General features: G+C 49.0%; 23 protein-coding genes. 14 read left to right on the forward strand and 9 right to left on the reverse strand.

The window, feature by feature from the left end; translation table 11 throughout:
- The first annotated feature begins 38 nt into the window (after window positions 1-38).
- From EXW93_RS14565 to EXW93_RS14575, 3 genes are all read left to right on the forward strand, one after another.
- Window positions 39-356 carry an ArsR/SmtB family transcription factor gene (locus EXW93_RS14565; protein WP_023469564.1) on the forward strand — a complete coding sequence of 106 codons (318 nt, stop codon included), beginning with the start codon at window positions 39-41 and terminating at the stop codon, window positions 354-356.
- 65 nt (window positions 357-421) lie between these two features.
- Window positions 422-850 carry a DMT family transporter gene (locus EXW93_RS14570; RefSeq protein ID WP_023469565.1) on the forward strand — a complete coding sequence of 143 codons (429 nt, stop codon included), beginning with the start codon at window positions 422-424 and terminating at the stop codon, window positions 848-850.
- 12 nt (window positions 851-862) lie between these two features.
- A complete protein-coding gene (locus EXW93_RS14575) occupies window positions 863-1,342 on the forward strand; it encodes a DMT family transporter (RefSeq protein ID WP_035395771.1) in 480 nt (159 codons plus the stop codon).
- A 392-nt stretch (window positions 1,343-1,734) separates the two neighbouring features.
- Here EXW93_RS14575 and EXW93_RS14580 read toward each other — a convergent pair whose 3' ends face one another.
- The 4 genes from EXW93_RS14580 to EXW93_RS14590 form a co-directional block, all read right to left on the reverse strand.
- On the reverse strand, window positions 1,735-2,205 hold the full coding sequence (locus tag EXW93_RS14580) for a heme-degrading domain-containing protein (protein WP_174316677.1): 471 nt from the start codon (window positions 2,203-2,205) through the stop codon (window positions 1,735-1,737).
- On the reverse strand, window positions 2,193-2,831 hold the full coding sequence (locus EXW93_RS16535) for a Gfo/Idh/MocA family oxidoreductase (protein WP_254606218.1): 639 nt from the start codon (window positions 2,829-2,831) through the stop codon (window positions 2,193-2,195). Before EXW93_RS16535 ends, EXW93_RS14580 begins: the two co-directional genes overlap by 13 nt.
- A gap of 116 nt (window positions 2,832-2,947) precedes the next feature.
- Window positions 2,948-3,244 (reverse strand): Gfo/Idh/MocA family oxidoreductase, encoded by a 297-nt coding sequence (locus EXW93_RS16540; protein ID WP_254606219.1) that lies wholly within the window; start codon window positions 3,242-3,244, stop codon window positions 2,948-2,950.
- Complete coding sequence (locus EXW93_RS14590; RefSeq protein WP_174316678.1) at window positions 3,241-3,996, reverse strand: DeoR/GlpR family DNA-binding transcription regulator; 756 nt, start codon at window positions 3,994-3,996, stop codon at window positions 3,241-3,243. Before EXW93_RS14590 ends, EXW93_RS16540 begins: the two co-directional genes overlap by 4 nt.
- Window positions 3,997-4,122: 126 nt before the next feature.
- On the opposite strand from EXW93_RS14590, the gene EXW93_RS14595 reads away from it, so the two are divergent.
- The 4 genes from EXW93_RS14595 (at window position 4,123) to EXW93_RS14610 (ending at window position 7,622) form a co-directional block, all read left to right on the forward strand.
- On the forward strand, window positions 4,123-4,956 hold the full coding sequence (locus EXW93_RS14595; RefSeq protein ID WP_023469570.1) for an SDR family oxidoreductase: 834 nt from the start codon (window positions 4,123-4,125) through the stop codon (window positions 4,954-4,956).
- 94 nt (window positions 4,957-5,050) lie between these two features.
- Window positions 5,051-6,616 (forward strand): sensor domain-containing diguanylate cyclase, encoded by a 1,566-nt coding sequence (locus EXW93_RS14600; RefSeq protein WP_174316679.1) that lies wholly within the window; start codon window positions 5,051-5,053, stop codon window positions 6,614-6,616.
- A 12-nt stretch (window positions 6,617-6,628) separates the two neighbouring features.
- Window positions 6,629-6,958, forward strand: a complete 330-nt coding sequence (locus EXW93_RS14605; RefSeq protein ID WP_023469572.1) for a potassium channel family protein — start codon at window positions 6,629-6,631, stop codon at window positions 6,956-6,958.
- 13 nt (window positions 6,959-6,971) lie between these two features.
- Window positions 6,972-7,622 carry a hypothetical protein gene (locus tag EXW93_RS14610; RefSeq protein ID WP_174316680.1) on the forward strand — a complete coding sequence of 217 codons (651 nt, stop codon included), beginning with the start codon at window positions 6,972-6,974 and terminating at the stop codon, window positions 7,620-7,622.
- Between the two features lie 53 nt (window positions 7,623-7,675).
- On the opposite strand, the gene mgtE is transcribed toward EXW93_RS14610, so the two are convergent.
- Window positions 7,676-9,028 (reverse strand): magnesium transporter, encoded by a 1,353-nt coding sequence (mgtE, locus tag EXW93_RS14615; RefSeq protein WP_254606220.1) that lies wholly within the window; start codon window positions 9,026-9,028, stop codon window positions 7,676-7,678.
- 230 nt (window positions 9,029-9,258) lie between these two features.
- Between mgtE and EXW93_RS14620 the strand changes: the two genes are divergently transcribed.
- The 4 genes from EXW93_RS14620 (at window position 9,259) to EXW93_RS14635 (ending at window position 12,341) form a co-directional block, all read left to right on the forward strand.
- Window positions 9,259-9,996, forward strand: coding sequence for a metal ABC transporter ATP-binding protein (locus tag EXW93_RS14620; RefSeq protein WP_174316682.1), 738 nt, complete (start codon window positions 9,259-9,261; stop codon window positions 9,994-9,996).
- Window positions 9,993-10,838, forward strand: coding sequence for a metal ABC transporter permease (locus EXW93_RS14625; RefSeq protein ID WP_174316683.1), 846 nt, complete (start codon window positions 9,993-9,995; stop codon window positions 10,836-10,838). Before EXW93_RS14620 ends, EXW93_RS14625 begins: the two co-directional genes overlap by 4 nt.
- Entirely contained in the window at window positions 10,835-11,752 is a 918-nt protein-coding gene (locus EXW93_RS14630; protein WP_174316684.1) for a metal ABC transporter substrate-binding protein, read from the forward strand. Before EXW93_RS14625 ends, EXW93_RS14630 begins: the two co-directional genes overlap by 4 nt.
- A gap of 76 nt (window positions 11,753-11,828) precedes the next feature.
- Window positions 11,829-12,341 carry a PCYCGC motif-containing (lipo)protein gene (locus EXW93_RS14635; protein WP_174316685.1) on the forward strand — a complete coding sequence of 171 codons (513 nt, stop codon included), beginning with the start codon at window positions 11,829-11,831 and terminating at the stop codon, window positions 12,339-12,341.
- A gap of 71 nt (window positions 12,342-12,412) precedes the next feature.
- On the opposite strand, the gene EXW93_RS14640 is transcribed toward EXW93_RS14635, so the two are convergent.
- Window positions 12,413-12,853, reverse strand: a complete 441-nt coding sequence (locus EXW93_RS14640) for a hypothetical protein (RefSeq protein ID WP_174316686.1) — start codon at window positions 12,851-12,853, stop codon at window positions 12,413-12,415.
- Between the two features lie 189 nt (window positions 12,854-13,042).
- On the opposite strand from EXW93_RS14640, the gene EXW93_RS14645 reads away from it, so the two are divergent.
- Window positions 13,043-14,056, forward strand: coding sequence for a zinc-binding alcohol dehydrogenase family protein (locus tag EXW93_RS14645; protein ID WP_304465957.1), 1,014 nt, complete (start codon window positions 13,043-13,045; stop codon window positions 14,054-14,056).
- A gap of 215 nt (window positions 14,057-14,271) precedes the next feature.
- Window positions 14,272-16,704 carry a HAMP domain-containing sensor histidine kinase gene (locus EXW93_RS14650; protein WP_023469581.1) on the forward strand — a complete coding sequence of 811 codons (2,433 nt, stop codon included), beginning with the start codon at window positions 14,272-14,274 and terminating at the stop codon, window positions 16,702-16,704.
- Between the two features lie 61 nt (window positions 16,705-16,765).
- On the opposite strand, the gene wrbA is transcribed toward EXW93_RS14650, so the two are convergent.
- A complete protein-coding gene (gene wrbA / locus EXW93_RS14655) occupies window positions 16,766-17,368 on the reverse strand; it encodes an NAD(P)H:quinone oxidoreductase (protein ID WP_174316687.1) in 603 nt (200 codons plus the stop codon).
- A 226-nt stretch (window positions 17,369-17,594) separates the two neighbouring features.
- On the opposite strand from wrbA, the gene EXW93_RS14660 reads away from it, so the two are divergent.
- Window positions 17,595-19,385: an LTA synthase family protein gene (locus tag EXW93_RS14660; protein ID WP_174316688.1), complete on the forward strand. Its 1,791-nt coding sequence runs from the start codon at window positions 17,595-17,597 to the stop codon at window positions 19,383-19,385.
- Between the two features lie 361 nt (window positions 19,386-19,746).
- Here EXW93_RS14660 and EXW93_RS14665 read toward each other — a convergent pair whose 3' ends face one another.
- A complete protein-coding gene (locus EXW93_RS14665; RefSeq protein WP_174316689.1) occupies window positions 19,747-20,247 on the reverse strand; it encodes a GIY-YIG nuclease family protein in 501 nt (166 codons plus the stop codon).
- A 176-nt stretch (window positions 20,248-20,423) separates the two neighbouring features.
- On the reverse strand, window positions 20,424-22,064 hold the full coding sequence (gene groL / locus EXW93_RS14670) for a chaperonin GroEL (protein WP_174316690.1): 1,641 nt from the start codon (window positions 22,062-22,064) through the stop codon (window positions 20,424-20,426).
- Window positions 22,065-22,087: the final 23 nt, after the last annotated feature.

Consider the following 22,087-nt stretch of genomic DNA (forward strand, 5'->3'; position numbering starts at 1 on the left):
GGATTGACATATCGAGAATCATCGATTAGTTTAAGCGTATGACAAATCAAGTGGATCTATTCAAGGCATTATCGAACGAGGTACGTCTTGATATCTTACGCTGGCTCAAGGATCCCGAGACTCATTTCAATAAGCCGACGGCCCATCTCGCGACGAATCTGTCGGACAAGGGAGGCATTTGCGTCGGAGATATCCAAGAGAAGGCGAACTTATCTCAATCGACCGTCTCCCAATATCTTGCGATGTTGCAAAAAGTCGGATTGCTCGAATCCGAACGTCACGGCAAATGGACGTATTACCGGCGAAATGAAGAAAAAATCCAGGAGCTCGCAGCGTACCTCAAAGGAGAACTTTGATCCGTTCTCCTTGCCTTACATATCGACATTTCTCGATATTTAGATTCGTGAAAGGATGAATTCTGTTGAAAATCGTGTATTACGTACTCGCGTTACTTGCGGGTATCGCTTTAAGTGTCGAAGGGGCCATCTATGGTGAGCTCGGGAACTTCGTCGGAAAACTTGAAAGTAGCTTTTATAATTTCTTCGCCGGTACGATCATCATCGGGCTGATCGTCCTCTTCTTCGGAAAAGGTTCACTCGGCTATACATTTCGCGCACCGAAATGGACCTTGCTCGGTGGTCTACTCGGTAGTATCTACTTGACGATCTTGATCATCAGCATCCCGCTCGTCGGTGTCGGTCTCGCCATGATCAGTGTCATCATCGGACAGATGATCGCCAGCATGGTCATCGAACATTACGGCTGGCTCGGTAGTCCGAAACGTCCGATCAATCGTGACAAGCTGACGGCTTCTGCTTTGATGCTCGTCGCTCTATTTCTCATCTTTTAAGGAGGTTCGCTCGTGAATATTCTATTGCTCGGTTTTACATTACTCGGCGGCGTGATGCTGAGTGCCCAGTCTTCGATCAACGGTGCCTTCAGTCAAAAGGCAGGGGCTCTGGAAAGTACGTTCCTGACTTTCTTTACCGGAATGCTGATTCTCGCACTCGCCATCCTATTCTTCGGTCAAGGAAACGTCTTGCTCTTGCTTGAAGCACCACGTTGGCAACTCAGTGCCGTCCTATTCGGCGTCAGTTATCTCTTCCTGACGATTCTTGCTGTTCCGCAAATCGGTGTCACGGCAGCTAGTATCGCGACCGTCATCGGTCAACTCGCAGCAGGTATGGTCATCGACCATATCGGTGCGTTCGGTGGCGTCGTCGTTCCGCTCGACGGAAAACGTCTGCTTGGTCTGCTTGCAATGCTTGCTGCGCTTTACTTCGTCTATCGCGGGAACACACGCAAAGACGTGTCCGCTTCATCTGATTCGATGGCATCGTGACGATTGTCCTCACGATTCGTTCACGCGCTTTCCTCAGGCGAGACAAGCCAGTCTCGGCTGTCACAGACAGCCGACCCGGGTCTTGTTTATCTCTGACAGCGCAAAATCTTGCGCTTTTTCCTGTAGGAGTTGCGTGAACAACGTGAGTCCTGCTGTTTCTCATGATCTATCAAAATAGAACATAAAAAACCGAAATGCTGAAGTATATTCACTTCAGCATTTCGGTTTTTTCGTGTCGAACGATCCGTTGATGAACGTGCAAGACGAAGACTCCTGCGGGAAAAGCGGAATGGGTGAGACCCCGTAGGCGCGAATGCGGCGAGGAGGCTCGCCTTCCGCCCGCGGAAAGCGAAGTCTTGCACGAGAATCAACACTTGTATTTTATAAATACCTTATTGCCCCAGCTGTTGTCTCTTAAGTAAGCGCAACGCTTCCGTCGCAAGACGATGATCTGCTTCCTGCGATAGACCGGAAACGGTGATCGTACCAACGACACCGACTCCTTCGATCCGGATCGGGAACGATCCACCAGCATCGGCATAATCAGTTGGCGAAACGGCATACATCGAGTGGTACGAGCGATGTTTACTCTCATTATACCGACGCATGTAGAGCGAGCTATAGCCATGCCGTAAGACGACGTTCGATTTCCGGCGGATCCACTCTTCCTGATCCGGTGCCGTACCGTCGAGCGCCGCGTAATATAAACACTGTCCATTCCGTTTGATTTCAACGGCGATCGACAAGTTCTCCTTCATCGCCCGTCCGATCAATTCATGTCCCATCCCGATCGCTTCCGTATTCGTCAAGGACGTCAAGACGAGTTCGTCCTCTTCCGCTAGCAACACCTTCAATTCTTCCATGCATCCCATTCCTTTCGTAAGAGGCGTCGTCCTTCATCACTGCTGATGCGCACTGCTTCAATCAAACGCATCGTTTTTTCCGCGTCGCGTAAATCGACAGGTACTCGTCCCCTGCGAAGTCCTTCCGCCAACTGTTCATAAAACGTCGCATAACTGCCTGGAAGTGTCGCGAGACGCTCGACTGGCTGATCAGCGATTTGAAGGTAACCGTAGGAATCTACTTCATCTTCACCGAGCTGTTCGTTCACCGGATGACCTTTCGCAAGCCGTCCTTCTTGCGGGTCCATTCCGTATTTAATGTAACTGCCGCGCGTCGCATGAAACTCGAAACGTGGTGTTGGTCCTTGAATGAAGGACGTCGAACGGAGAATGACACGACGCGTACCGTAATGTAGCGTGACATGGAAACCGTCATCAACGACAGCACCGTCACGTTGCAGGTAGACGTCGCCCGTGAGTGCATCCGGTTCTCCGAATAAGGCAAGTGCTTGATCGAGTAAGTGTGAGCCGAGATCAAACAGGATGCCGGCGCCACTTCCCGCTTGTTCCCGCCAGCGTTCCCGAACGACCGGGCGATAGCGATCAAAGCGTGATTCGATGACTTGCCAGTCGCCGATCTCGTTCATTTCCATCAATTGTTCAAGTGTCAGGAAGTCACCGTCAAAGCGACGATTTTGATAGACGGCGACTTGAACGCCGTGTTGTTTCGCTAACGTTTGCAGCGCCAGTGCTTCTTCGATCGTTACGACAGCCGGCTTTTCGAGTAAGACGTGCTTTTGTTTGCTTCAATCGCTTGTTTTGCCATTTCGAAATGGAGTGCCGTTGGTGTCGTGATGATGACGAGCTCCGTGTTCTCATCCTGTAAGGCTTCAGCAAGTGTCGCGACGACCGTCGCCTCACTGAAATAGCGCGCTACCTGTTCCGGTCGACTGGAGACGACTTGTGTCACTTCAAATACCGGTAATGCCTGTAAGAACGGAACGTGGAACGTTACCGCTGAAAAACCGAATCCGACGAGCGTCGTTTGAATCGGGTTCATGTTGTTTCCTCCTCTGTCACGTCGAGATCGACATGATAATGATCTAGTCGTTCTTGCCATGTTGCATCTGGTACTTGATCCGTAACGAGTACATCGATTTGCTCCCAGTCACAGACCTTATGCAAAAAACGCTTATTGAATTTCGTATGGTCTGCGAGGACGATGACACGGGTCGCACTTCGAATCATCGCTTTCTTTACGACCGCTTCTTCGAGTTGTTCCGCAAAAAGTCCTTCTTCCGTCAATCCACATGCTCCAAGAAACACACAATCGACTTGATAATTCAGGATGTCGTCTGCCGTCTTGATCCCACTTAAGCTACGCGCATGCCGGTCGAAACGTCCTCCCGTGACATACAGCTCAATATCCGTGCGAGCTCCGACATAGTCTGCGATGTCGAGGGAGTCCGTGATGACTTGTAGTGGATAAGGCGGAAGTGCTCGTGCCATCTCAGATACCGTCGTTGCAGCGTCGAGCAATAAGCGATCGTTCGCTTGGACGTGACGCGCTGCACGCTGCCCGATCCGCCGTTTTTCCGGTTTCTCTGTCCGCTGTTCATACGCAAGCGTTCCGCCAGCGCGGACTAATCCATTCTTAACGCGAATGATCTCCCCTTCTTGTTCGAGGGCGATGACGTCGCGACGTGCAGTATCCCGTGAAATCTGATACTCCTGCATCAATTGATCGAGCGAAATTTCAGGACTCGTCTTGATCCATTCCCGCATCTGTTGCAACCGTTCGATTTGCCCCATCGATTCCTGCCTCCTTTTTCTTTATATTAAGTTTTTTCATTAAAATATGCAATTTTAATGCAAATAGTTCAACGATAATTCGGGTAAATAATAGAAGACAACTATTTTCAGAACGGAGGAATTGATATGCAAACGATGTTGATCACGGGTGCTTCTTCCGGTATCGGTCTTGCGACGGCGCGGCGATTCGCAGACGCCGGATGGTTCGTCTACGCTGGTGTCCGGAGTCCAGACGAAATGACCGTGTCATTACCGACGCTTACCTTCTTGCCGCTCGATGTGACGGATGAAACAAGCGTGAAAGCAGCCGTTCGTCAAATTGAACAAGAAGTCGATCATCTCGACGTCGTGTTCTGTAATGCCGGTCATGGTTTGCTGCGCGCACTCGGTCAAGCGACGAGTTATGAAATCAAGCAACTCTTCGAAACGAACGTCTTCGGTGTCATCCGAACGATCGAAGCTTGTCTCCCCTTACTCAAACAAGCACCGGACGGTAGTCACTTACTTGCGACTTCAAGCGTCAGTGGTCTCGTCGGTCAACCGATGAATGAACTGTATTGTGCCAGTAAGTTTGCGATCGAAGGGCTGTTCGAAAGTCTTGCGACCTACTATAAACCGTACTTCAACATCGACGTCACCCTGATTGAACCAGCCGCCGTCGAGACGAACTTTACCGCAACTGTGCTCGATCAACTCGAACGGACGGGCGGCTTACACGAAGACGACTTCAAACCGATCATCACGGCCTATTTGCAGACGTATCGGACGCGACATGCCGATCGCCAATCGGCAGAAGCTCTGGCTGAGGTGATCTTCGAGGTCGTCCACCGTGACGAACGTCCGTTACGGATCCGGACGACAGAAGCCGATGAACATTTCGTCGCCCATAAGACACATCATGATCCGTCAGGTCTCGAAGGGATCGCCAAAATACGACGGCTGACATTAAATCTCGACTGATTTCCCTTTTTTTGAAATTTCAATCCGCCTAAGTAATCTTCGCCCACTATACTGAGACTATCTACCTAAAAATTATCTAGAAGGGCGGAACGCCATGCCATCCTTGTTTCTTTTTACGATCGTCTATCTGATTCCGACCTTCATCATGTCCTACATGTCGATTGATATATTTTTACGCAATCCATCACGTCCGCAACACCGACTGCTTAGCTTATTCACGTTCGCTTACGGGATGTTGTTCCTTGGTGAATTTTTCCGGAATGCCTCCCCGATCGAGTTTAGTCCGGCATTCGTGACCTACTGGTTCGGAAATGCTGGTCTGATCGTCTTCAGTACATCGCTCCACTTCATCTTTCGCGTCTCGAATTTGTGGAAACGAATGCCACGCTTACTGTACCCATGGATCTTCTATCTGCCGATGGGCGTCGTGTTGACGACATACGTCTTCCAGACGAACGTCATCAACAGTCAGCAATTCACACAGGTCGGACAGTTCATCTACCCTGAATTCAACACACAATATCTAGTGACGATGACGGTCGGGAACATCTTCCATCTCCTCGTCATCGGTCTGCTCGTGTACGCACGGACACACTTGAAAGATGCGCGTCGTGGCATTATCAATGTCTTACTCAGTGTCGCGATTCTCGTTCTCGCGTGGGATATCGTCTTCGGCTACTGGTCGTTCTACGGCATCATGCCACCGTATGCCTATATGTATGGCGGTTTGTTCTGGGCAGGAGCACTGGCAATCGCAATGCGCCGATTCGATTATCTCGCGTCCTATCAGAAGCGTTTCGCGACGCTCTACAATTTGAATCCTTCTGCAATCCTGCTGCTCGACCGGGATGGACGAATCGAGAGTGCCAACCCAGCCGCTCATCGGCTGTTTGAGACCGATGACTTAACGGCATGTACGTTTTCGACCTACTTGCCGGATAAAAAACAAGCCGATTGGTCGCTGCATTATATGACGCACTTTTTATCGCAACGTAAGTTCAATGAATTCGAGACGAAGATTTTGACAGCACAACAACAAGAACGCTACGTCGTCATGGATGCCGATTTCGTCTTCATCGAACAAGAGCTGCACGGGATGCTGTTGATTCGTGATATCCAGTCCTTCAAGGAAGCGGAGCAGACGATTCGTTTCTTCGCCTACCACGATCCGTTGACGAAGATTGCGAATCGCCGGAGCTTTTATGAACGTGCAGCGCAAGAGTTACTCGAACTTGATCACGCGGCGATCATCGTCGTCGACCTCGATGGTTTCAAAGCCATCAACGATACGTATGGACATCAAATCGGTGACGCCTTCTTGATTCATATCGCTCGCCTACTAGAACACCATGCGGAACAGAATGGATTCGCTGCCCGTGTCGGTGGCGACGAATTCTTCTTACTCTATCGTCATCCGTCTGTCGCTACGCTCCATACTTATGCCGCAGACCTGTTGACGTACTTGCAAGACAACCCTTACCGGTTCGCTGAAGAAACCATCGAAATCCGAACGAGCATCGGACTCAGTTACTCACCCAATCATGGCGTCGATCTCGACACGCTGATTCAGCATGCTGACCAAGCGATGTATCGTGTCAAACATGCCGGAAAGAACGATTATTTCATTCATGATACGATGGACTCGACGCAACGATCCTAAAGGAGAGATTCCATGATTTCTGTACTGACGATTTTTTCACGCTTATTCAAGGGATTGCGCCGCGCCTTTCACTTATCTTACTTTCGTGGTCTATTGATTCTCTGCCTGTTGACACTCGTTTCCGGTACGATCTTCTATAGCACGGAAGAAAACCTGTCGATAGTGGATGCACTTTACTTTTGTATCACGACATTAAGTACGGTTGGGCATCCAACGTTCGTTCCGACGACGACGCTCGGTAAGGTCTTTACGATGGCATACATCACGATTGGCTGCGGGCTGTTCTTAACACTGATTGCCACGTTATCGTATGTCCTGATTAAACAACCGGAGGATGAATAAGGGGGAATGATCCATGCGCCAAGCTGCCATCCAAAATAATTTCGATTGGTGTCGCCTCGTCTGTGAATCAGCCGGTTGCCGGGTGACAGAAACTGATTCGACCTGGCACGCTCAAGGAAACGTACCAAGCTATTATCCGGAACTTATGGTCCGGCTTCCCCATCAGCGAATTGGTGTCACGGATGCCTACAGTATCAAGGACTGCACGGCAAGCTATGATTTCTCGAGTGCCGGTCTCAGTCATCTGTTCACAGCGGAATGGATGACCCGCCCTGCCATACTCGATCGCCGTGCTCTTCCCGTCGATTGGTCCGTCGTGACGGATCTCGATCAGTTCGCTCGCTTCCAGTCGATCCAGGCAACACCGGAGTTGCCCACAACGTTATGGCAACATCCCGCTGTCCGATTCTTCTATTCGGAGGCGCAACAAGCAAGTTGCATCGCCTACTCGAATCAAGTGACGACCGGACTGACGTACGTCAATTCCGATTACCTCGACGAACGCTTATGGGATGATATCGCACGTTTGAGTTCAGCACATTTTCCCGGTCAATCGCTCGTCGGTTACGAGTATGGCGATCACCTGATCACAGCGCTTGAAGCCGGCTTTGACGACGTTGGTCCACTCGCGATCTGGATTCGCACGACGAATGATCACACATGAAAAAACCGAACCGATTCCCTTCCTCTTGACGAAGATGAATCGGTTCGGTTTTTTTACATCAAGCGGCTAATGAATGCCGTTGCAATCCCGAAGTAGACGAGGAGCGATAAGATATCGTTCAACGTCGTGATCAATGGTCCGGATGCAATCGCCGGGTCAATCCTTAGACGATGTAAGATGAGCGGAATGATCGTTCCAGCAAGTGTCCCAAAGATCAACGTGATGACGAGCGAACTGCCGACTACAAGTCCTAAGACGGCACTCCCTTGCCAGACGTAGGCGATGACGGCGATCAAGATACCACAAATGATACCAATGATTAAACCAACCCAGAGTTCTCGCAGGATTAATCGAGTCGCGACCCGCTTATCGACTTCACGCGTGATCAATCCGCGGACGACGACCGCGAGCGATTGAGTACCGGTATTTCCGGTCATCCCGGCAATCATCGGCATGAAGAAGGCGAGCGCGACGACTTTTGAGAGCGTCTCTTCGAACTGACTGATGATTGATCCAGAGACGAGCCCGATGAACAGTAGCAAGACGAGCCACGGTAAACGACGGGTCGCAGCAATCCACGGCTTCGTCTCGAAATCAATCGATTTACCGGATGCCGAGAGTTTCTCGATGTCTTCGTTTGCTTCTTCCCGTAAGACGTCAAGCGCATCATCGACCGTGATCAATCCAACGAGAATGTCGCCCTCGACGACGGGTAACGAGACGAGATCATAGCGTTCGAACAGTTGCGCGACCTCTTCCTGATCGGTCTCTGCCGCTACCCGAATCACCTTCGTCTCCATGACGTCACTAATTCGTTCCGTGTTTTCAGCTAAGATGACATCCCGGTATGAGATGACACCAACGAGTTCACTGAGTTGATTGACGACGTAGACATAGTTGATCGTCTCCGAATATTCGATGTAGTCGCGCATCTTCTCGACTGTCTCACCGACCGTGAAATCCTCTCCGACCCAGATGAACCGGTTCGTCATCAAGCGCCCTGCCGTTTCCGGTGGATACGTCAAGAGATTGCGGACGATCAGAGCCTCGTCCGTCCGCATGCTTCCAAGCAAGCGGTCAGTCTCTTCCGGTCCCAGTTCCTCGAGTAAATCCGCGACGTCATCGTTCTCCATTAAATCGAGGACGTGCCCGGCACGCTCGACGTCTAAACGACGTAAGACGGCGAGACGTTGCTCCCCTTCGAGCTCCTCGAGGACATCCGCCAATCGCTCGTGATCCAGATAGTCGAGGAGTCGTGCCTGATCGTCTTCGCCCAACTCTTCATACACTTGCGCGATATCATACGGATAGACCTCTTCGATGACTTGCTGTGCTTGCTCTCGTTTTTCTTTCGCGAGCGCATCGAGCAATAGCCACTTCCATTGTTGTTCTGCTGTCTGACGCAATCTCCTCACCCCCATTACGATTCTGCTTTTTCATCTTAGCACGAGTTGATTCGCAATCGATATCGAAAAACAGTTGACATCTGTTTCCTATGGCTTTAAAGTTTGCCTTAAGGAAACATTATTTGTAGACCGAATCTTTTTCCAGTGATTGGAGTTAAAATTTTTACCCTATTTTTTGCCCTAAGGAAACTTTTCTTCTATATACCACAAAATCAAAGGAGTGATTATTCATGTACGCCCTTGACGTTGATTGTCTCACCGTCTCTTATTTTGATACCCATGCACTCGACGGAGTGTCCGTTCGCCTCCCGGTCGCTTCGTTGATTGGCATCATCGGACCGAACGGCGCTGGTAAATCCACATTCTTAAAAGCCGTCCTCGGTTTGATCCCGGCTCGGATCGAGCAGTTACGCGTGCTTGACCAATCACTCGAAGACGTCCGGTCACGCGTCGCATACGTCCCGCAACGAAGTGCAATTGATTGGGACTTTCCGGTTCGTGTGCAGGACGTCGTGTTGATGGGCTGTTATCCGAAGCTCGGCTTATTCAAACGACCATCGAAAGCACAAAAAGCGTTCGCCATGGATTGTCTCGAACGCGTCGGTATGTCCGATCATGCTGAACGCCAAATCGGTGAACTGTCAGGCGGACAGCAACAACGGGTCTTTCTAGCGCGTGCCCTTGCCCAAGAAGCAGAGCTACTATTGCTGGACGAACCGTTCGTCGGCATCGATGTCGCGAGTGAGCAGATGATCATCGAGCTCTTACGGACCCTTCGAGCCGAAGGACGGACGATTGTCGTCGTCCACCATGATTTGCATAAAGCAGAGGACTACTTCGACACATTGATGCTGTTGAACAAACAACTGATCGCTGTCGGTCCACCGGCTGATATCTTGACACCGGAATGGCTCGAACCAGCGTATGGCTTACCTTTATTCGAACGACGCAAGGAGGGACAAGGATGACGTTCATTGAGGCATTACTTCAGTATGAGTTCTTACAAAAAGCGATGATCACCGCCATCATGGTCGGCATCATCTGTGGTGTGATCGGCTGTTTCATCATCCTTCGCGGGATGTCGTTGATGGGGGATGCAATCTCGCACGCCGTTTTACCCGGTGTTGCGATTTCCTACCTACTCGGGATCAACTTCCTGATCGGTGCTGTCGTGACGGGTCTCGTGACAGCGCTCGGAATCGGTTTCGTTAGCCAGAACAGTCGCATCAAGAACGATACGGCAATCGGAATCATGTTCACATCCGCCTTCGCCCTCGGGATCATCCTGATTTCGTTCTTACGTAGCAGTAGCGATCTCTATCACATCTTGTTCGGCAACGTCCTCGCGGTCCGTCCGAGCGACATGTGGATGACCGTCATCATCGGACTGATCGTCCTTGGCGGAATTTTCTTGTTCTACAAAGAGTTGCTGATCAGCTCGTTTGATCCGACGATGGCGCAAGCCTATGGACTATCGACGCGTTGGATTCATTACGGACTGATGACGTTACTAACACTCGTCACCGTCGCTTCACTTCAGACCGTCGGCATCATCCTCGTCGTCGCGATGCTGATCACACCGGCAGCGACCGCGTATTTACTGACGAACCGCCTCTCACGGATGCTGTTCCTAGCGGGAGGCTTCGGTACGTTGTCCGCCATCATCGGACTGTATTTCAGCTTTACCTATAATCTATCTTCCGGTGCATCGATCGTCCTCGTCGCGACGACGCTGTTCGCCCTCGTCTTCGTCTTCTCACCACGTCACGGTCTGATGCGTCACCGGAAACGAAAGGAGTCTACTGTATGAAATTAAAACTCATTCTGTTCGTCCTCCTCAGCACGGTCTTGCTTGCTGCTTGTTCGACACCAGCAGAAGATAACGGGAAGCTAAAGGTCGTTGCGACGTATTCGATTCTCGCTGACCTCGCACGTAAGGTCGGTGGTGAACATGTCGATGTCCACAGCATGGTCAAGATCGGGGCAAACCCGCACGAGTATGATCCACTTCCAGCAGACGTACAAGCGATGGCAGATGCTGACGTCGTCTTCTACAACGGGTTGAACCTGGAAGCCGGCGGTGCGTGGTTCGATAAACTCCGGGCAACGACTGGCAAAGACGCGTCTGACGCACCAGTCTATCGTTTAAGCAAAGGCGTCGAACCGAAATACCTGACGACGAAGGGCAAAGAATCGGAGACTGATCCGCATGCGTGGCTCGATATAAGCAATGGGATTCGCTACGTCGAAAACGTCAAGCAGGCATTAATCAAGGAAGATCCGAAGCACAAAGCCGACTACGAAAAAAATGCCGATGCCTATATTAAAAAATTGCAGACGCTTGATCAGGAAGCGAAAAAGCAGTTTGCCGCTATTCCGAAAGCAGAACGTCATCTCGTCACGAGCGAAGGAGCCTTCAAATACTTCGGAACTGCCTATGACGTCAAAGCGGATTATATTTGGGAGATCAACTCAGATAATCAAGGAACTCCGGCTCAAGTCCGCCGGATCGTCGATACGATCAAGGAGCAAGATATCCCTGTCCTGTTCGTCGAAACGAGCGTCGATCGGCGGAGCATGGAAACCGTCTCAAGGGAGACTGGTGTTCCGATCGGTGGTACTCTCTTCACTGACTCACTCGGTGCACCGGGTAAGGATGGCGACACTTACTACAGCATGATGCAAGCAAACATCGAGACGATCACGGAAGCACTCGCCAAGTAAGCGTCAACAAATCGTCACGCCTTCTCGATACGTCTTTCCTTATAATGAAGGCAAGACGATGAAAGAGAGGCACATTATGCAAACAGGACTATATCGTTACGCCTTTCCCCTTAGTATCAGCCTGTTGCTCGCTGCATGCGGAACAGCTGATCAAACGGGTGCTCCGAAGACAGAACAGACGAATCACGGAGATCATGCTGACCATGCCAGCCACGGTGCTGGTGATCAACTCGAGAAGACCGCGGGACCAGACACGTTACCCGCTTTTCTGAACGAACAGGATGAGTCGATCCAGACGATTTACCGCTCCGTCGCTAAACATCCTGATCTCTTGAAGAAGATGCCTTGTTATTGTGGTTGCGGTGAATCTGCTGGTCATACAAGCAACTATGACTGCTTCATCGAAGAGCAGACCGCTACTTCCACGACCTGGACGACGCACGGCATTACGTGCGGCACCTGTCTTGATATCGCAGCACAGTCGATTGTCGCTTATCAAAAAGGTAGCTCCGTCAAGGAAATCCGGACTGCCATCGATCAAGCTTATAAAAAGACCGGTGTCACACCGACGCCAACTCCGGCACTCTAAAAAACAGTCCGCCCTCCTCGCGATGAACGTCAGGAAAGGCGGACTGCTTTTTTATGTTCTTTTTTTCTGTCTCATGTGGAGCGCTTTTGACTTCTAGCACGCAAAACGAGCGGTCGACCCGACAACAGCTCATCCAGTTGATAGTACGTATGTGCCCGAATCGGTCGATCCGTTCGTGGCAGGTGACGGAGTTCGTATGCTACTTCGAGTAAGTAAAATTTGTATTCCTCCCCTTCATCAAAACCGAAGCTTGCGCGCCGTTCTTCGATATACGCAAGGACACGCTCCTGTTGCGAGAACGAGAGCCGCTGGACTTGTGGGGCAAGTGCCTCGTGCGGAGAGAGCACGATTTCCCGCTCCGTGCGATACAATCGATGCATGACGCCACCACTTTGACGCAAGGCAATCAAACGCGCGGGTCGATATGGACGTGGGTGCGGATGCGCATGGACGAGGTAACGTTCAATCGTGACTTGAGTCGGTCCTGCCGGTAGAGAGATGACGTCATACATACAAAATCGCTCCTTCTCAAAAGTTGATAGCTACTCTCATATGCTACCATATCTATCCAGCATTCTTACGTTGACGACAGAAGGGGAATCGGTTTTCAAAGTTTCGCAATTGGTTTTAAGACCGAGCGGGGGTGGAACAGATGGAGAGAAACGATTCCTATCTGGAAAGGATGATTGTCGATGTCGAATATGTCCGCTGTCGGTTTCCACCGACACTTACCACTAACGGAACAAGAGAGTCTGATTGATTTAGAACTGCCACGCCCGGAAGCAACCGGACACGATTTATTGGTTGAGATCAAAGCCGTATCAGTTAACCCGGTCGATACGAAAGTCCGTGCTCACGGGAAAGACGAAGACGCCCCGAAGGTCATCGGTTACGATGCAGCCGGAGTCGTCATTGAAGTCGGCGATGATGCCTCCCTCTTCCAAGTCGGTGATGAAGTCTATTATGCCGGTGCGATTCAGCGCCCTGGGTCAAACAGTGACTTCCAACTCGTTGATGAACGGATCGTCGCCAAAAAGCCGGAACGGTTGACGTTCAGTGAAGCCGCTGCTCTCCCGTTGACGACGCTGACAGCTTATGAAGCATTGACCGATCGTCTCGGATTGACGTTTGACGCTAAGTCGAATCTCGAGAAGACGATTCTCATCATTGGAGCTGCTGGTGGTGTCGGTTCAATCGCGACACAACTCGCGAATCACGCTGGGCTGACCGTCATCGGAACGGCGTCGCGTGACGAGACGATTGATTGGGCGAAGGAACACGGTGCACATCATACGATCAATCACCACGAGGCATTCCGTCCTCAGCTGGAAGCCCTCGGCTACAAATACGTCGACTATATCTTCTGTCTCAATGCGACGGACCAACATTTTGAGACGATGGTCGATGTAATTGCACCGCAAGGGAAAATCTGTAGCATCGTCGAGACGGATCAAAAACTCGATTTGAGTGCGCTCCAACAAAAGAGTGCGACGTTCGTTTGGGAGTTCATGTTCACGCGTCCGCTGTTTGCGACAGAGGACATGATCCGCCAACATGAGATTCTGACGCAAGTCGCAGCATGGATCGAAGAGCATACGCTCGAGACGACGGTCACACAGACGCTAATCGGCATGAATGCCGACAACCTAAAAGAAGCACATCGTCTTGTCGAAAGCGGAAAAACGATTGGGAAGATTGTCGTCGAACATCATTAATGGGCATCGGAGCAGGATGGGAGTAAAATCCCGTTCTGCTTTTTTATCGTTCTTTGTTTTCTTTGTGAACCTGAATCTCTTACTTTGAAGATAATTTAAGCATTATGACTATATTTATTCGTCTAAAAAATGTACGATTACGGTAACAAATATTCCAATGTAATACATCTAATCGACGCTTGATACACATAGACAAAGGAGCATCCATAATCCATATGCGAAAATGGTTCAATCAAAAGATCAGCCGACAGATCATGTCGTCGTTTTATCTCATTCTTATCACACTATCGATCTCTTCCCTGGCTGCTTATTTTTACACGAACCACCAAGTCACGGATGCGAAACAGGAGCTCGATGCGATCAGCTTACGTGAAGATCGAGCGACGAAACTTTGGGACGATTGGCAGTCCCTTCAATACGAGATGCGGGGCTATATCGTCTTCGGTGACGATGCCGTGCTCGACGTGATTGATGAAAAAAAAGCCTCACTTGAACAACAGACCGCTTGGTTTGAGAAAAATCGTCTCTACAAAGCGGATCAAATCTATGCGTCTGATATCCGGTCGCTCTATAACTCGTATACGAACTTCGTCATGCCAAGCTTGATTAAATATGTTCAAGCGAAGCAGTCAGGCACGATCGACGAACGTTTCTTGCAGATGCCAAGTCTGAAGGCGATGATGCCACAAGTACCACGGGACCCGAACCGGAAATTCAAAATGAATGCCTCGAATAGTGAGACGATGCGTAAAAGCGTCAACACGATGGAGAGCACATTCACAAACTATCGGAGTAGTCTCCGTGCGAAAGAACTCGGTGCAAAAGAACAACTCGTCACCCAGACAAAGTACGCTGAGTGGATTTGGCTCGTCAATCTGCTCGTCCTATTCCTTGTTATCTTGCTGATCGTCCGCCCGTTCATCGAACGGACGACGCGACAGATCCATCTTCTTAGCAAGGAGAGTAAACTTCTTGCAAGCGGTGAGCATACGTTACCGTTGATTCCACTCAACCGTGCTGACGAGATTGGTGAATTGAGTAAATCGTTCCATCAGATGGCGACAGCTTTGATTGAAAACAAACATCAATTGATGTCAACGAACGTCAATCTCGAAGATGCCTTAAAACTGACGCAACGGAACGAGTCCCACTTGCGTCTACGGAATCAATTGACGGAGACACTGGCGTCGCGCGATAGCATCAGCGCTTATCCTTCTGTCATCCAAAAGATGGTTGAGATCACGCAGTCTGATCAAGGCGCACTGATCTTTAAAGAAGGAACAAAAGTCATCGATATCGTCTTTTATCCACAGACACCGCTCACAGTCGAGGATTGGATGCCAACGATTGAGCCGTTATTGCGTGAATCGCGACAAGATAAACGACCGCATACACAATTCGAGGACGAAGTCGCACGCGCTGTCACACCGGTTCTTGACCCGAGTCAAAATGAGATCATCGCCTATATCTTCTTGTCCCGCGATCAGGATCGGTTTGATCGTTACGAGCAGGAAGAACTAGCCGCCTTCGCGCGCCAGCTGGCATTGTCACTCTTGCGGATGCGGACGTTCGACGAGATTGAACGTGAGCGGGAAAAAACGGCGCGACTATTGAACTCGATTCGTGAATCGATCGTCTATATCGAACCCGAAGGCGATATTCAATTGATCAACCGACCATTGCTCGATCTGTTTGACCATCCGGTTGATGACAGTATCGATGAGAACGGACTGATGAACATCACTCCGTCTGTCGTCCAACTTAAGCATCGCGTCGACCAACTACCGGAATTCGAACGTTACTTGAAAAAGACGTTCGTTCAGCGTGAAATCGGTGAAGGAATCACCTTCTCAATCGATCACGAGCGACGCTTCATCAAGACGTATTCCGAGAGCATTCATTATGGTGGACAGTTCCGCGGGATTCTACTCGTCTTACGTGACGTGACGAACGAAGTCGAGATTGACCGGATCAAAAACGAACTCGTCTCGACGATCTCGCACGAACTGCGGACACCACTCTCGTCGATCTATGGCTTTACTGAGCTGATGATTCAGCGTGACCTGCCACCGAAGCGACAGAAGAAGTATCTCGAAGCGGTCCATTCGGAAACAGAACGTCTTTCGCTGTTGATCAATGACTTCCTCGACCTGCAACGGATGGAAGCAAACCGTCAGGAATATGAGATGGCACCGTTTGATATCGTCGCGATGATTCGGGATTTGAAACAGTTGCATAGCCTGTCGTCGTCTTCCCACGCGATTGAAATATTCCGAAACGTCGAACCGCTGATCGTCGAAGGGGATGCGAAGAAGATTCGCCAATTGTTCAGTAACCTGATCAACAATGCGATCAAATACTCACCAGCTGGTGGAACGATCGATATCCAACTGACGCGACACGCGTCACGTGTCACCGTCGCGATTCAAGATGAGGGTATCGGGATTCCTGCTTCTGCGATGAGTAACTTGTTCCAAAAATTCTATCGTGTCGACAATTCGGACACCCGTCAAATCGGCGGTACTGGTCTTGGGCTCTCAATCTGTCGCGAAATTGCGCGTGGGCATGATGGAGAAATCCATGTCGAGTCGATCGAAGGACAAGGTTCGACGTTCACAGTCGAACTTCCGTTGACGCAAAATACATGATGCATATGAAAAAGCGCCAGAATGCGAATCAGCATTCCGGCGCTTTTTGAATTAGGTAATGTTATGAGTTGAGACGGCTTGCCACTTCAACCGTCCGTTTCGCTTGATGGCGCACGGCTGGTTCGACCGATTCGACCATGTTGCCGTCTTGGTCGACAGTGACCGATGTACCATATGGATTTCCGCCCGCTGCGAACAAGACAGGATCCGAATAACCTGGTGCTGCAACGATTGCACCCCAGTGGAACATCGTCGTATAAACTGCGAGAACAGTCGCTTCCTGACCGCCATGCGGATTCTGTGCCGACGACATCGCACTGACGACTTTATTAACGAGTTTGCCTTGTGCCCACAGTCCGCCTGTCGTGTCGAGGAACTGTTGGAATTGTCCTGGGACATGACCGTAACGTGTCGGGACGCTAAAGATAATCGCATCTGCCCAGTCGAGTAGATCCGGTGTCGCTTCTTCGATATCACGTGTGGCATCCGCATGCTTTTGCCACAATGGGTTCGAAGCAATCGCTTCTGCTGGGGCTGTCTCCTTGATTTTCGCAAAGCGGACTTCCGCCCCTGCCGCTTCTCCCGCTTCTTTTGCCCACGAGGCAAGTTGATGGTTCGTTCCGGTTGCGCTGTAATAGATGACCGCTAGTTTCACGTTTGACATGACTTCGCTCCTTTTTTAAAAGACAGTGACGGACGATGGACGTACACGCTTTCTATTCCCGCTTTCTACGCAAATTAACGTCAATTGTTTGAATTCAAGAGGAAATATAGACCAATTTTCCGACTACATCATGGAACGAGCGAACATGACTGTCCACATCTGGGCGTTCCACCATTAAACGTTTAGGGTAAAGACCGTGTGACGACACACGTAAGGAGTACTGACCATGGCGATTCGCTACATCCTTTATCTGTTACTCGGCATGCTGAAGTTCATGCTGTTTAGTTACTTTACAAAGACCGATCTTTCGCTCCATTTAACACTCATGAACCTGGCCGGGATGCTGATCCTGTCGAGCTGGACGTTACTGATTCCGTGGAATAAACGCCGCTGGGTCTGGCTCGGTCTACTGCTCGCGCACAGTTTTCTGCTCGCTTCCGACATGTGGTACTACCGTTACTTCGAGGACTTTCTTTCCGTCTCGCTCCTCTCACAGATGACACAGATGAGTGACGTCAGCAGCGGCTTCACTGCCTTGATCGTACGGCAAGATTTCCTCTTGTTCGCTGATAGTTTGATTTTCGTACTACTGCTTTTCGTCTTCCGCAAGCGACCGGAAGTGACGACGAAGCAAACACGACGCCGGACGGCTGGAATCCTTGCAGTCAGTGGGATCGTCTTGTCTGCTTCACTGCTGACGTACCGGACGCTTACGGAAGATCGTCAACCAACGGCAACAATCTCCGATATGCGTGACTATTACCTGTTCGGCTTTTGGGGTTATCACGGGTGGGATGTGTTTAAAGGTGTGACCGGACGACCCGGCGACGGACTGACGGCACAGGAACAACAGCGCATCAATCAAAAGCAACAGACGAATCCAACAGGCCCGAAGCAGACACCGAATATCATTTTGGTACAGCTCGAGTCATTCCAGGCTTCAGTCATCGACCAAACCATCAACGGTGAAGAAGTGACGCCGAACCTAAATCAATTGAAGAAGGAATCGCTCTACTTCTCGTCGCTCTATCACCAGACGCATGAAGGACGAACTTCGGACGCTGAGTTCATCACGAACACCTCACTTTATCCATTGAAATCAGGCTCTGTCTATACGCAATATCCGACGAATGAATTCGAGCCGCTCCCTGCATTACTTGAGAAAAATGGATACGATACGGCAGCGATGCATGCTTACGAAAAAGGTTTTTGGAATCGTGACGATGTCTACAAGAACATCGGTTTTAAGCACTTCTTCAGCCAAAAGGATTATTCAAAAGAGAAGAAAATCGGCATGGCACTGAACGATCAACAGTTCTTCCTCGAATCGATTGATCACATGGAGACGTTGCAAGAACCGTTCTTCTCGTTTTTAGTCGCGCTGACGAGTCATACACCGTATGAAATCGACAAGGAAGACCAGACGCTTGATCTATCTGGTTATGAGGATTCAATGCTGAAACGGTATTATCAGACCGTCCATTACGTCGATACCGGTGTCGGAAAGATGATCGACGAGTTGAAACAACGCGATCTTTGGGATCAGTCTCTCGTCATCTTTTATGGCGATCACGATAGTGGACTTGTCAATGAAGACAGCGAGATGCGCAAAAAAGCGGATGTCTCGTCCCCGGTTGCTGCCTTTGAGCTCGAGCGCCGCATCCCACTCTTCATCAAAAAACCCGACCAACAAACCGGTCGGGTCATGAAAGAGAATGGCGGACAGATCGATATCGCACCAACGATCATTGACTTATTGAATCTCAAAACGTCCTATATGATGGGACAATCACTCGTCGACGACAAACCGAATTTGACGGGCTTCCGCGATGGTTCGTTCCGCTATCAGGACTATTATTATGAAGCGGATTTGACGAAAGCATCCGGTGAAGGCACCTGTTATGACGTCTCAACGGAAAAGAAAGTTGAGTTGAAGTTCTGTCGAAATCAAGTGAAGGATGTGAGTAAGCAGTTAAAGCTGTCGGATAAGATTATTGAGGAGAATGAACTGGAGTAATCAAAGGACATCTGATTTTCTTAAAATAAACAAGCCTGACTTCTCACTAGACGTGAAGAAGGTCAGGCTTGTTTGTCTATATTTATCTTTTCTTATACTTTTTCAAATCGCTCACTAACAAGCAACATTTTTCCTGTAGCAATTACTCCATTTCTTAAATAAGACATTTTTATTCACTTAAATATTTTAATTAAATAGTTCAGAAATCGATTGATCAGAAATCTGAAAAAGATATAGAGTATAAATATTCTTGATTTTATACTGATCATTTCGAGAAAAAAGTTATAATATTTGCATTATCTAATCAATAAAATGAAGGTATATTCATCTAACTGAATTAGTTGTTTGTACATGTATAGTTTTAAGCATTTGATTTATTGCCACGTGTTTTATTATAGCCTTTTTCATAAGAATTATATGTATCTATAGAATGACGTTCTAAATCATTTAATGTTCTAAAACCAGAATTTTCAAGCGAAATCATTCTGATAGTCCAATAATCACCATACTTGTAATCTGCATAAACATCACCGTTTCCTTTACCTGTAAAGTGACTATTTACTCTGTTTAATACTTGCTTACCTTGTCCTATATAATATAAATCTTTAGATACATTATATAAAATGTACACACCTTCAAAATTATATTTGTTAGCATACAATGCTCTACCTTTTCCCCCAAAACTTTGATTTCGCATTTGAAAGAATTCTTCTGGTGTTATTTCTAATGTATTATTAGCTAAATCCTTTATTTGAGATCTGATATTCTCTTTTAATTTGCTTATTTTATAATCGTTATAAGCAACTAACGAAGCAACTATAATTACAGAAAAAAAGGCGAAAAAAATAAATATTACTTCCATATCACCACTCCTTCACTATTAATATATTGATTTATACGCACTATATTTCATTTTATCTTATAATAATATATTTTATTAACATTATTCAAATATACAATAAAACACTTCATCGATTTTACATGAAATTCGATGAAGTGTTTTTATTTGTACATACAAAATGCTTTATAACTTATTACTTACATCATTCCGCCCATTCCACCCATGCCGCCCATATCAGGCATTGCAGGAGCAGATCCGACTGGTTCTGGTTTATCGGCGATGACAGCTTCCGTCGTCAAGAACATCGCTGAAACGGATGCTGCGTTTTGAAGTGCTGAACGCGTTACTTTCGCTGGATCGACGATTCCTGTCTCGATCATGTCGACATACTCATCTGTTGCCGCATTGTAGCCCATTCCTGGCGCTTCATGCTTGAGACGCTCGACGATGACCGAACCTTCTTGACCTGCGTTTTCCGCGATTTGACGAAGCGGTGCTTCAAGTGCGCGAAGCACGATGTTGACACCTGTTGCTTCGTCACCTGTTGAGACCGACAGAATCGATTCGACGGCTTTCGTAACGTGAATGAGAGCTGTTCCCCCACCTGCTACGATACCTTCTTCGACCGCTGCGCGTGTCGCGTTAAGTGCATCTTCAATCCGGAGCTTGCGTTCTTTGAGTTCTGTCTCGGTTGCTGCCCCGACTTTGACGACTGCTACGCCGCCTGCGAGTTTCGCCAGACGCTCTTGTAATTTCTCACGATCGAAGTCACTTGTCGTCTCTTCGATTTGCGCACGGATCGTACCGACACGTGCTTCGATCGAATCCCCGTGTCCGTGACCTTCGACGATTGTCGTGTTGTCTTTTGAGACGACGACTTTCGACGCGCGACCGAGTTGCGTGATTTGTGTTTCTTTCAGATCAAGACCGAGGTCTTCTGTGATCAATTCTGCGCCTGTGACAATTGAAATGTCCTCAAGCATTGCTTTACGGCGGTCACCAAAGCCTGGTGCTTTGACTGCTACCGCGTTGAACGTACCACGGAGTTTGTTGACGACGAGTGTCGCCAGTGCTTCGCCTTCAACGTCTTCTGCGATAATAAGGAGTGGTTTGTTTTGTTGAACGACTTGCTCGAGGACTGGAAGAATCTCTTGGATGTTCGAGATCTTTTTGTCCGTGACGAGGATGTACGGGTTCTCAAGGACCGCTTCCATCTTATCTGAATCCGTAATCATGTATGGTGACGCGTAACCACGATCGAACTGCATGCCTTCGACGACGTCGAGTTCTGTCGTGAAGCCGCGTGATTCTTCGATCGTGATGACACCATCTTGACCGACACGTTCCATTGCTTCTGCAATCAATTGACCAACTTCTTCGTCTGCTGCTGAGATTGCTGCGACTTGGGCGATTGCTTCTTTACCTTCGATTGGTTTTGCGATCGTGTGCAACTCTTCGACAGCGCGACGGACCGCTTTTTCGATTCCTTTACGGATGACCATCGGGTTTGCGCCCGCTGTAACGTTTTTAAGACCTTCACGAATCATCGCTTGTGCGAGGACTGTCGCTGTTGTCGTACCATCCCCTGCGATCTCATTCGTTTTTGAGGCAACTTCTGCAACGAGTTTTGCACCCATGTTCTCGAAATGATCTTCGAGTTCGATTTCTTTTGCGATCGTCACACCATCATTCGTGATGAGTGGTGAACCGAACTTCCGCTCGAGGACGACGTTGCGTCCTTTTGGTCCGATCGTGACTTTGACTGCATCCGCTAATGCGTCGACCCCGCGGAGCATTGCTCGACGTGCTTCTTCACTGAATAAAATGTCTTTTGCCATGACTGAAATCCCCCTTTAGATGA

It is taken from the genome of Exiguobacterium sp. JMULE1 (assembly GCF_013337175.1).
Classification (GTDB): Bacteria; Bacillota; Bacilli; order Exiguobacteriales; family Exiguobacteriaceae; genus Exiguobacterium_A; species Exiguobacterium_A indicum.

What these genes read in the sequence shown, in the direction of transcription:
- EXW93_RS14625 (WP_174316683.1), top strand. Translation starts at nt 9,993, where the DNA reads ATGACGTTCATTGAGGCATTACTTCAGTATGAGTTCTTACAAAAAGCG.
- groL (WP_174316690.1), bottom strand. Translation starts at nt 22,064, where the DNA reads ATGGCAAAAGACATTTTATTCAGTGAAGAAGCACGTCGAGCAATGCTC.
- EXW93_RS14645 (WP_304465957.1), top strand. Translation starts at nt 13,043, where the DNA reads ATGTCCGCTGTCGGTTTCCACCGACACTTACCACTAACGGAACAAGAG.
- EXW93_RS16540 (WP_254606219.1), bottom strand. Translation starts at nt 3,244, where the DNA reads ATGAACCCGATTCAAACGACGCTCGTCGGATTCGGTTTTTCAGCGGTA.
- EXW93_RS14620 (WP_174316682.1), top strand. Translation starts at nt 9,259, where the DNA reads ATGTACGCCCTTGACGTTGATTGTCTCACCGTCTCTTATTTTGATACC.
- EXW93_RS14630 (WP_174316684.1), top strand. Translation starts at nt 10,835, where the DNA reads ATGAAATTAAAACTCATTCTGTTCGTCCTCCTCAGCACGGTCTTGCTT.
- EXW93_RS14600 (WP_174316679.1), top strand. Translation starts at nt 5,051, where the DNA reads ATGCCATCCTTGTTTCTTTTTACGATCGTCTATCTGATTCCGACCTTC.
- EXW93_RS14660 (WP_174316688.1), top strand. Translation starts at nt 17,595, where the DNA reads ATGGCGATTCGCTACATCCTTTATCTGTTACTCGGCATGCTGAAGTTC.
- EXW93_RS14580 (WP_174316677.1), bottom strand. Translation starts at nt 2,205, where the DNA reads ATGGAAGAATTGAAGGTGTTGCTAGCGGAAGAGGACGAACTCGTCTTG.
- EXW93_RS14610 (WP_174316680.1), top strand. Translation starts at nt 6,972, where the DNA reads ATGCGCCAAGCTGCCATCCAAAATAATTTCGATTGGTGTCGCCTCGTC.
- EXW93_RS14595 (WP_023469570.1), top strand. Translation starts at nt 4,123, where the DNA reads ATGCAAACGATGTTGATCACGGGTGCTTCTTCCGGTATCGGTCTTGCG.
- EXW93_RS14635 (WP_174316685.1), top strand. Translation starts at nt 11,829, where the DNA reads ATGCAAACAGGACTATATCGTTACGCCTTTCCCCTTAGTATCAGCCTG.
- EXW93_RS14605 (WP_023469572.1), top strand. Translation starts at nt 6,629, where the DNA reads ATGATTTCTGTACTGACGATTTTTTCACGCTTATTCAAGGGATTGCGC.
- EXW93_RS14665 (WP_174316689.1), bottom strand. Translation starts at nt 20,247, where the DNA reads ATGGAAGTAATATTTATTTTTTTCGCCTTTTTTTCTGTAATTATAGTT.
- EXW93_RS14650 (WP_023469581.1), top strand. Translation starts at nt 14,272, where the DNA reads ATGCGAAAATGGTTCAATCAAAAGATCAGCCGACAGATCATGTCGTCG.
- EXW93_RS14565 (WP_023469564.1), top strand. Translation starts at nt 39, where the DNA reads ATGACAAATCAAGTGGATCTATTCAAGGCATTATCGAACGAGGTACGT.
- wrbA (WP_174316687.1), bottom strand. Translation starts at nt 17,368, where the DNA reads ATGTCAAACGTGAAACTAGCGGTCATCTATTACAGCGCAACCGGAACG.
- EXW93_RS14640 (WP_174316686.1), bottom strand. Translation starts at nt 12,853, where the DNA reads ATGTATGACGTCATCTCTCTACCGGCAGGACCGACTCAAGTCACGATT.
- EXW93_RS14590 (WP_174316678.1), bottom strand. Translation starts at nt 3,996, where the DNA reads ATGGGGCAAATCGAACGGTTGCAACAGATGCGGGAATGGATCAAGACG.
- EXW93_RS16535 (WP_254606218.1), bottom strand. Translation starts at nt 2,831, where the DNA reads ATGAACGAGATCGGCGACTGGCAAGTCATCGAATCACGCTTTGATCGC.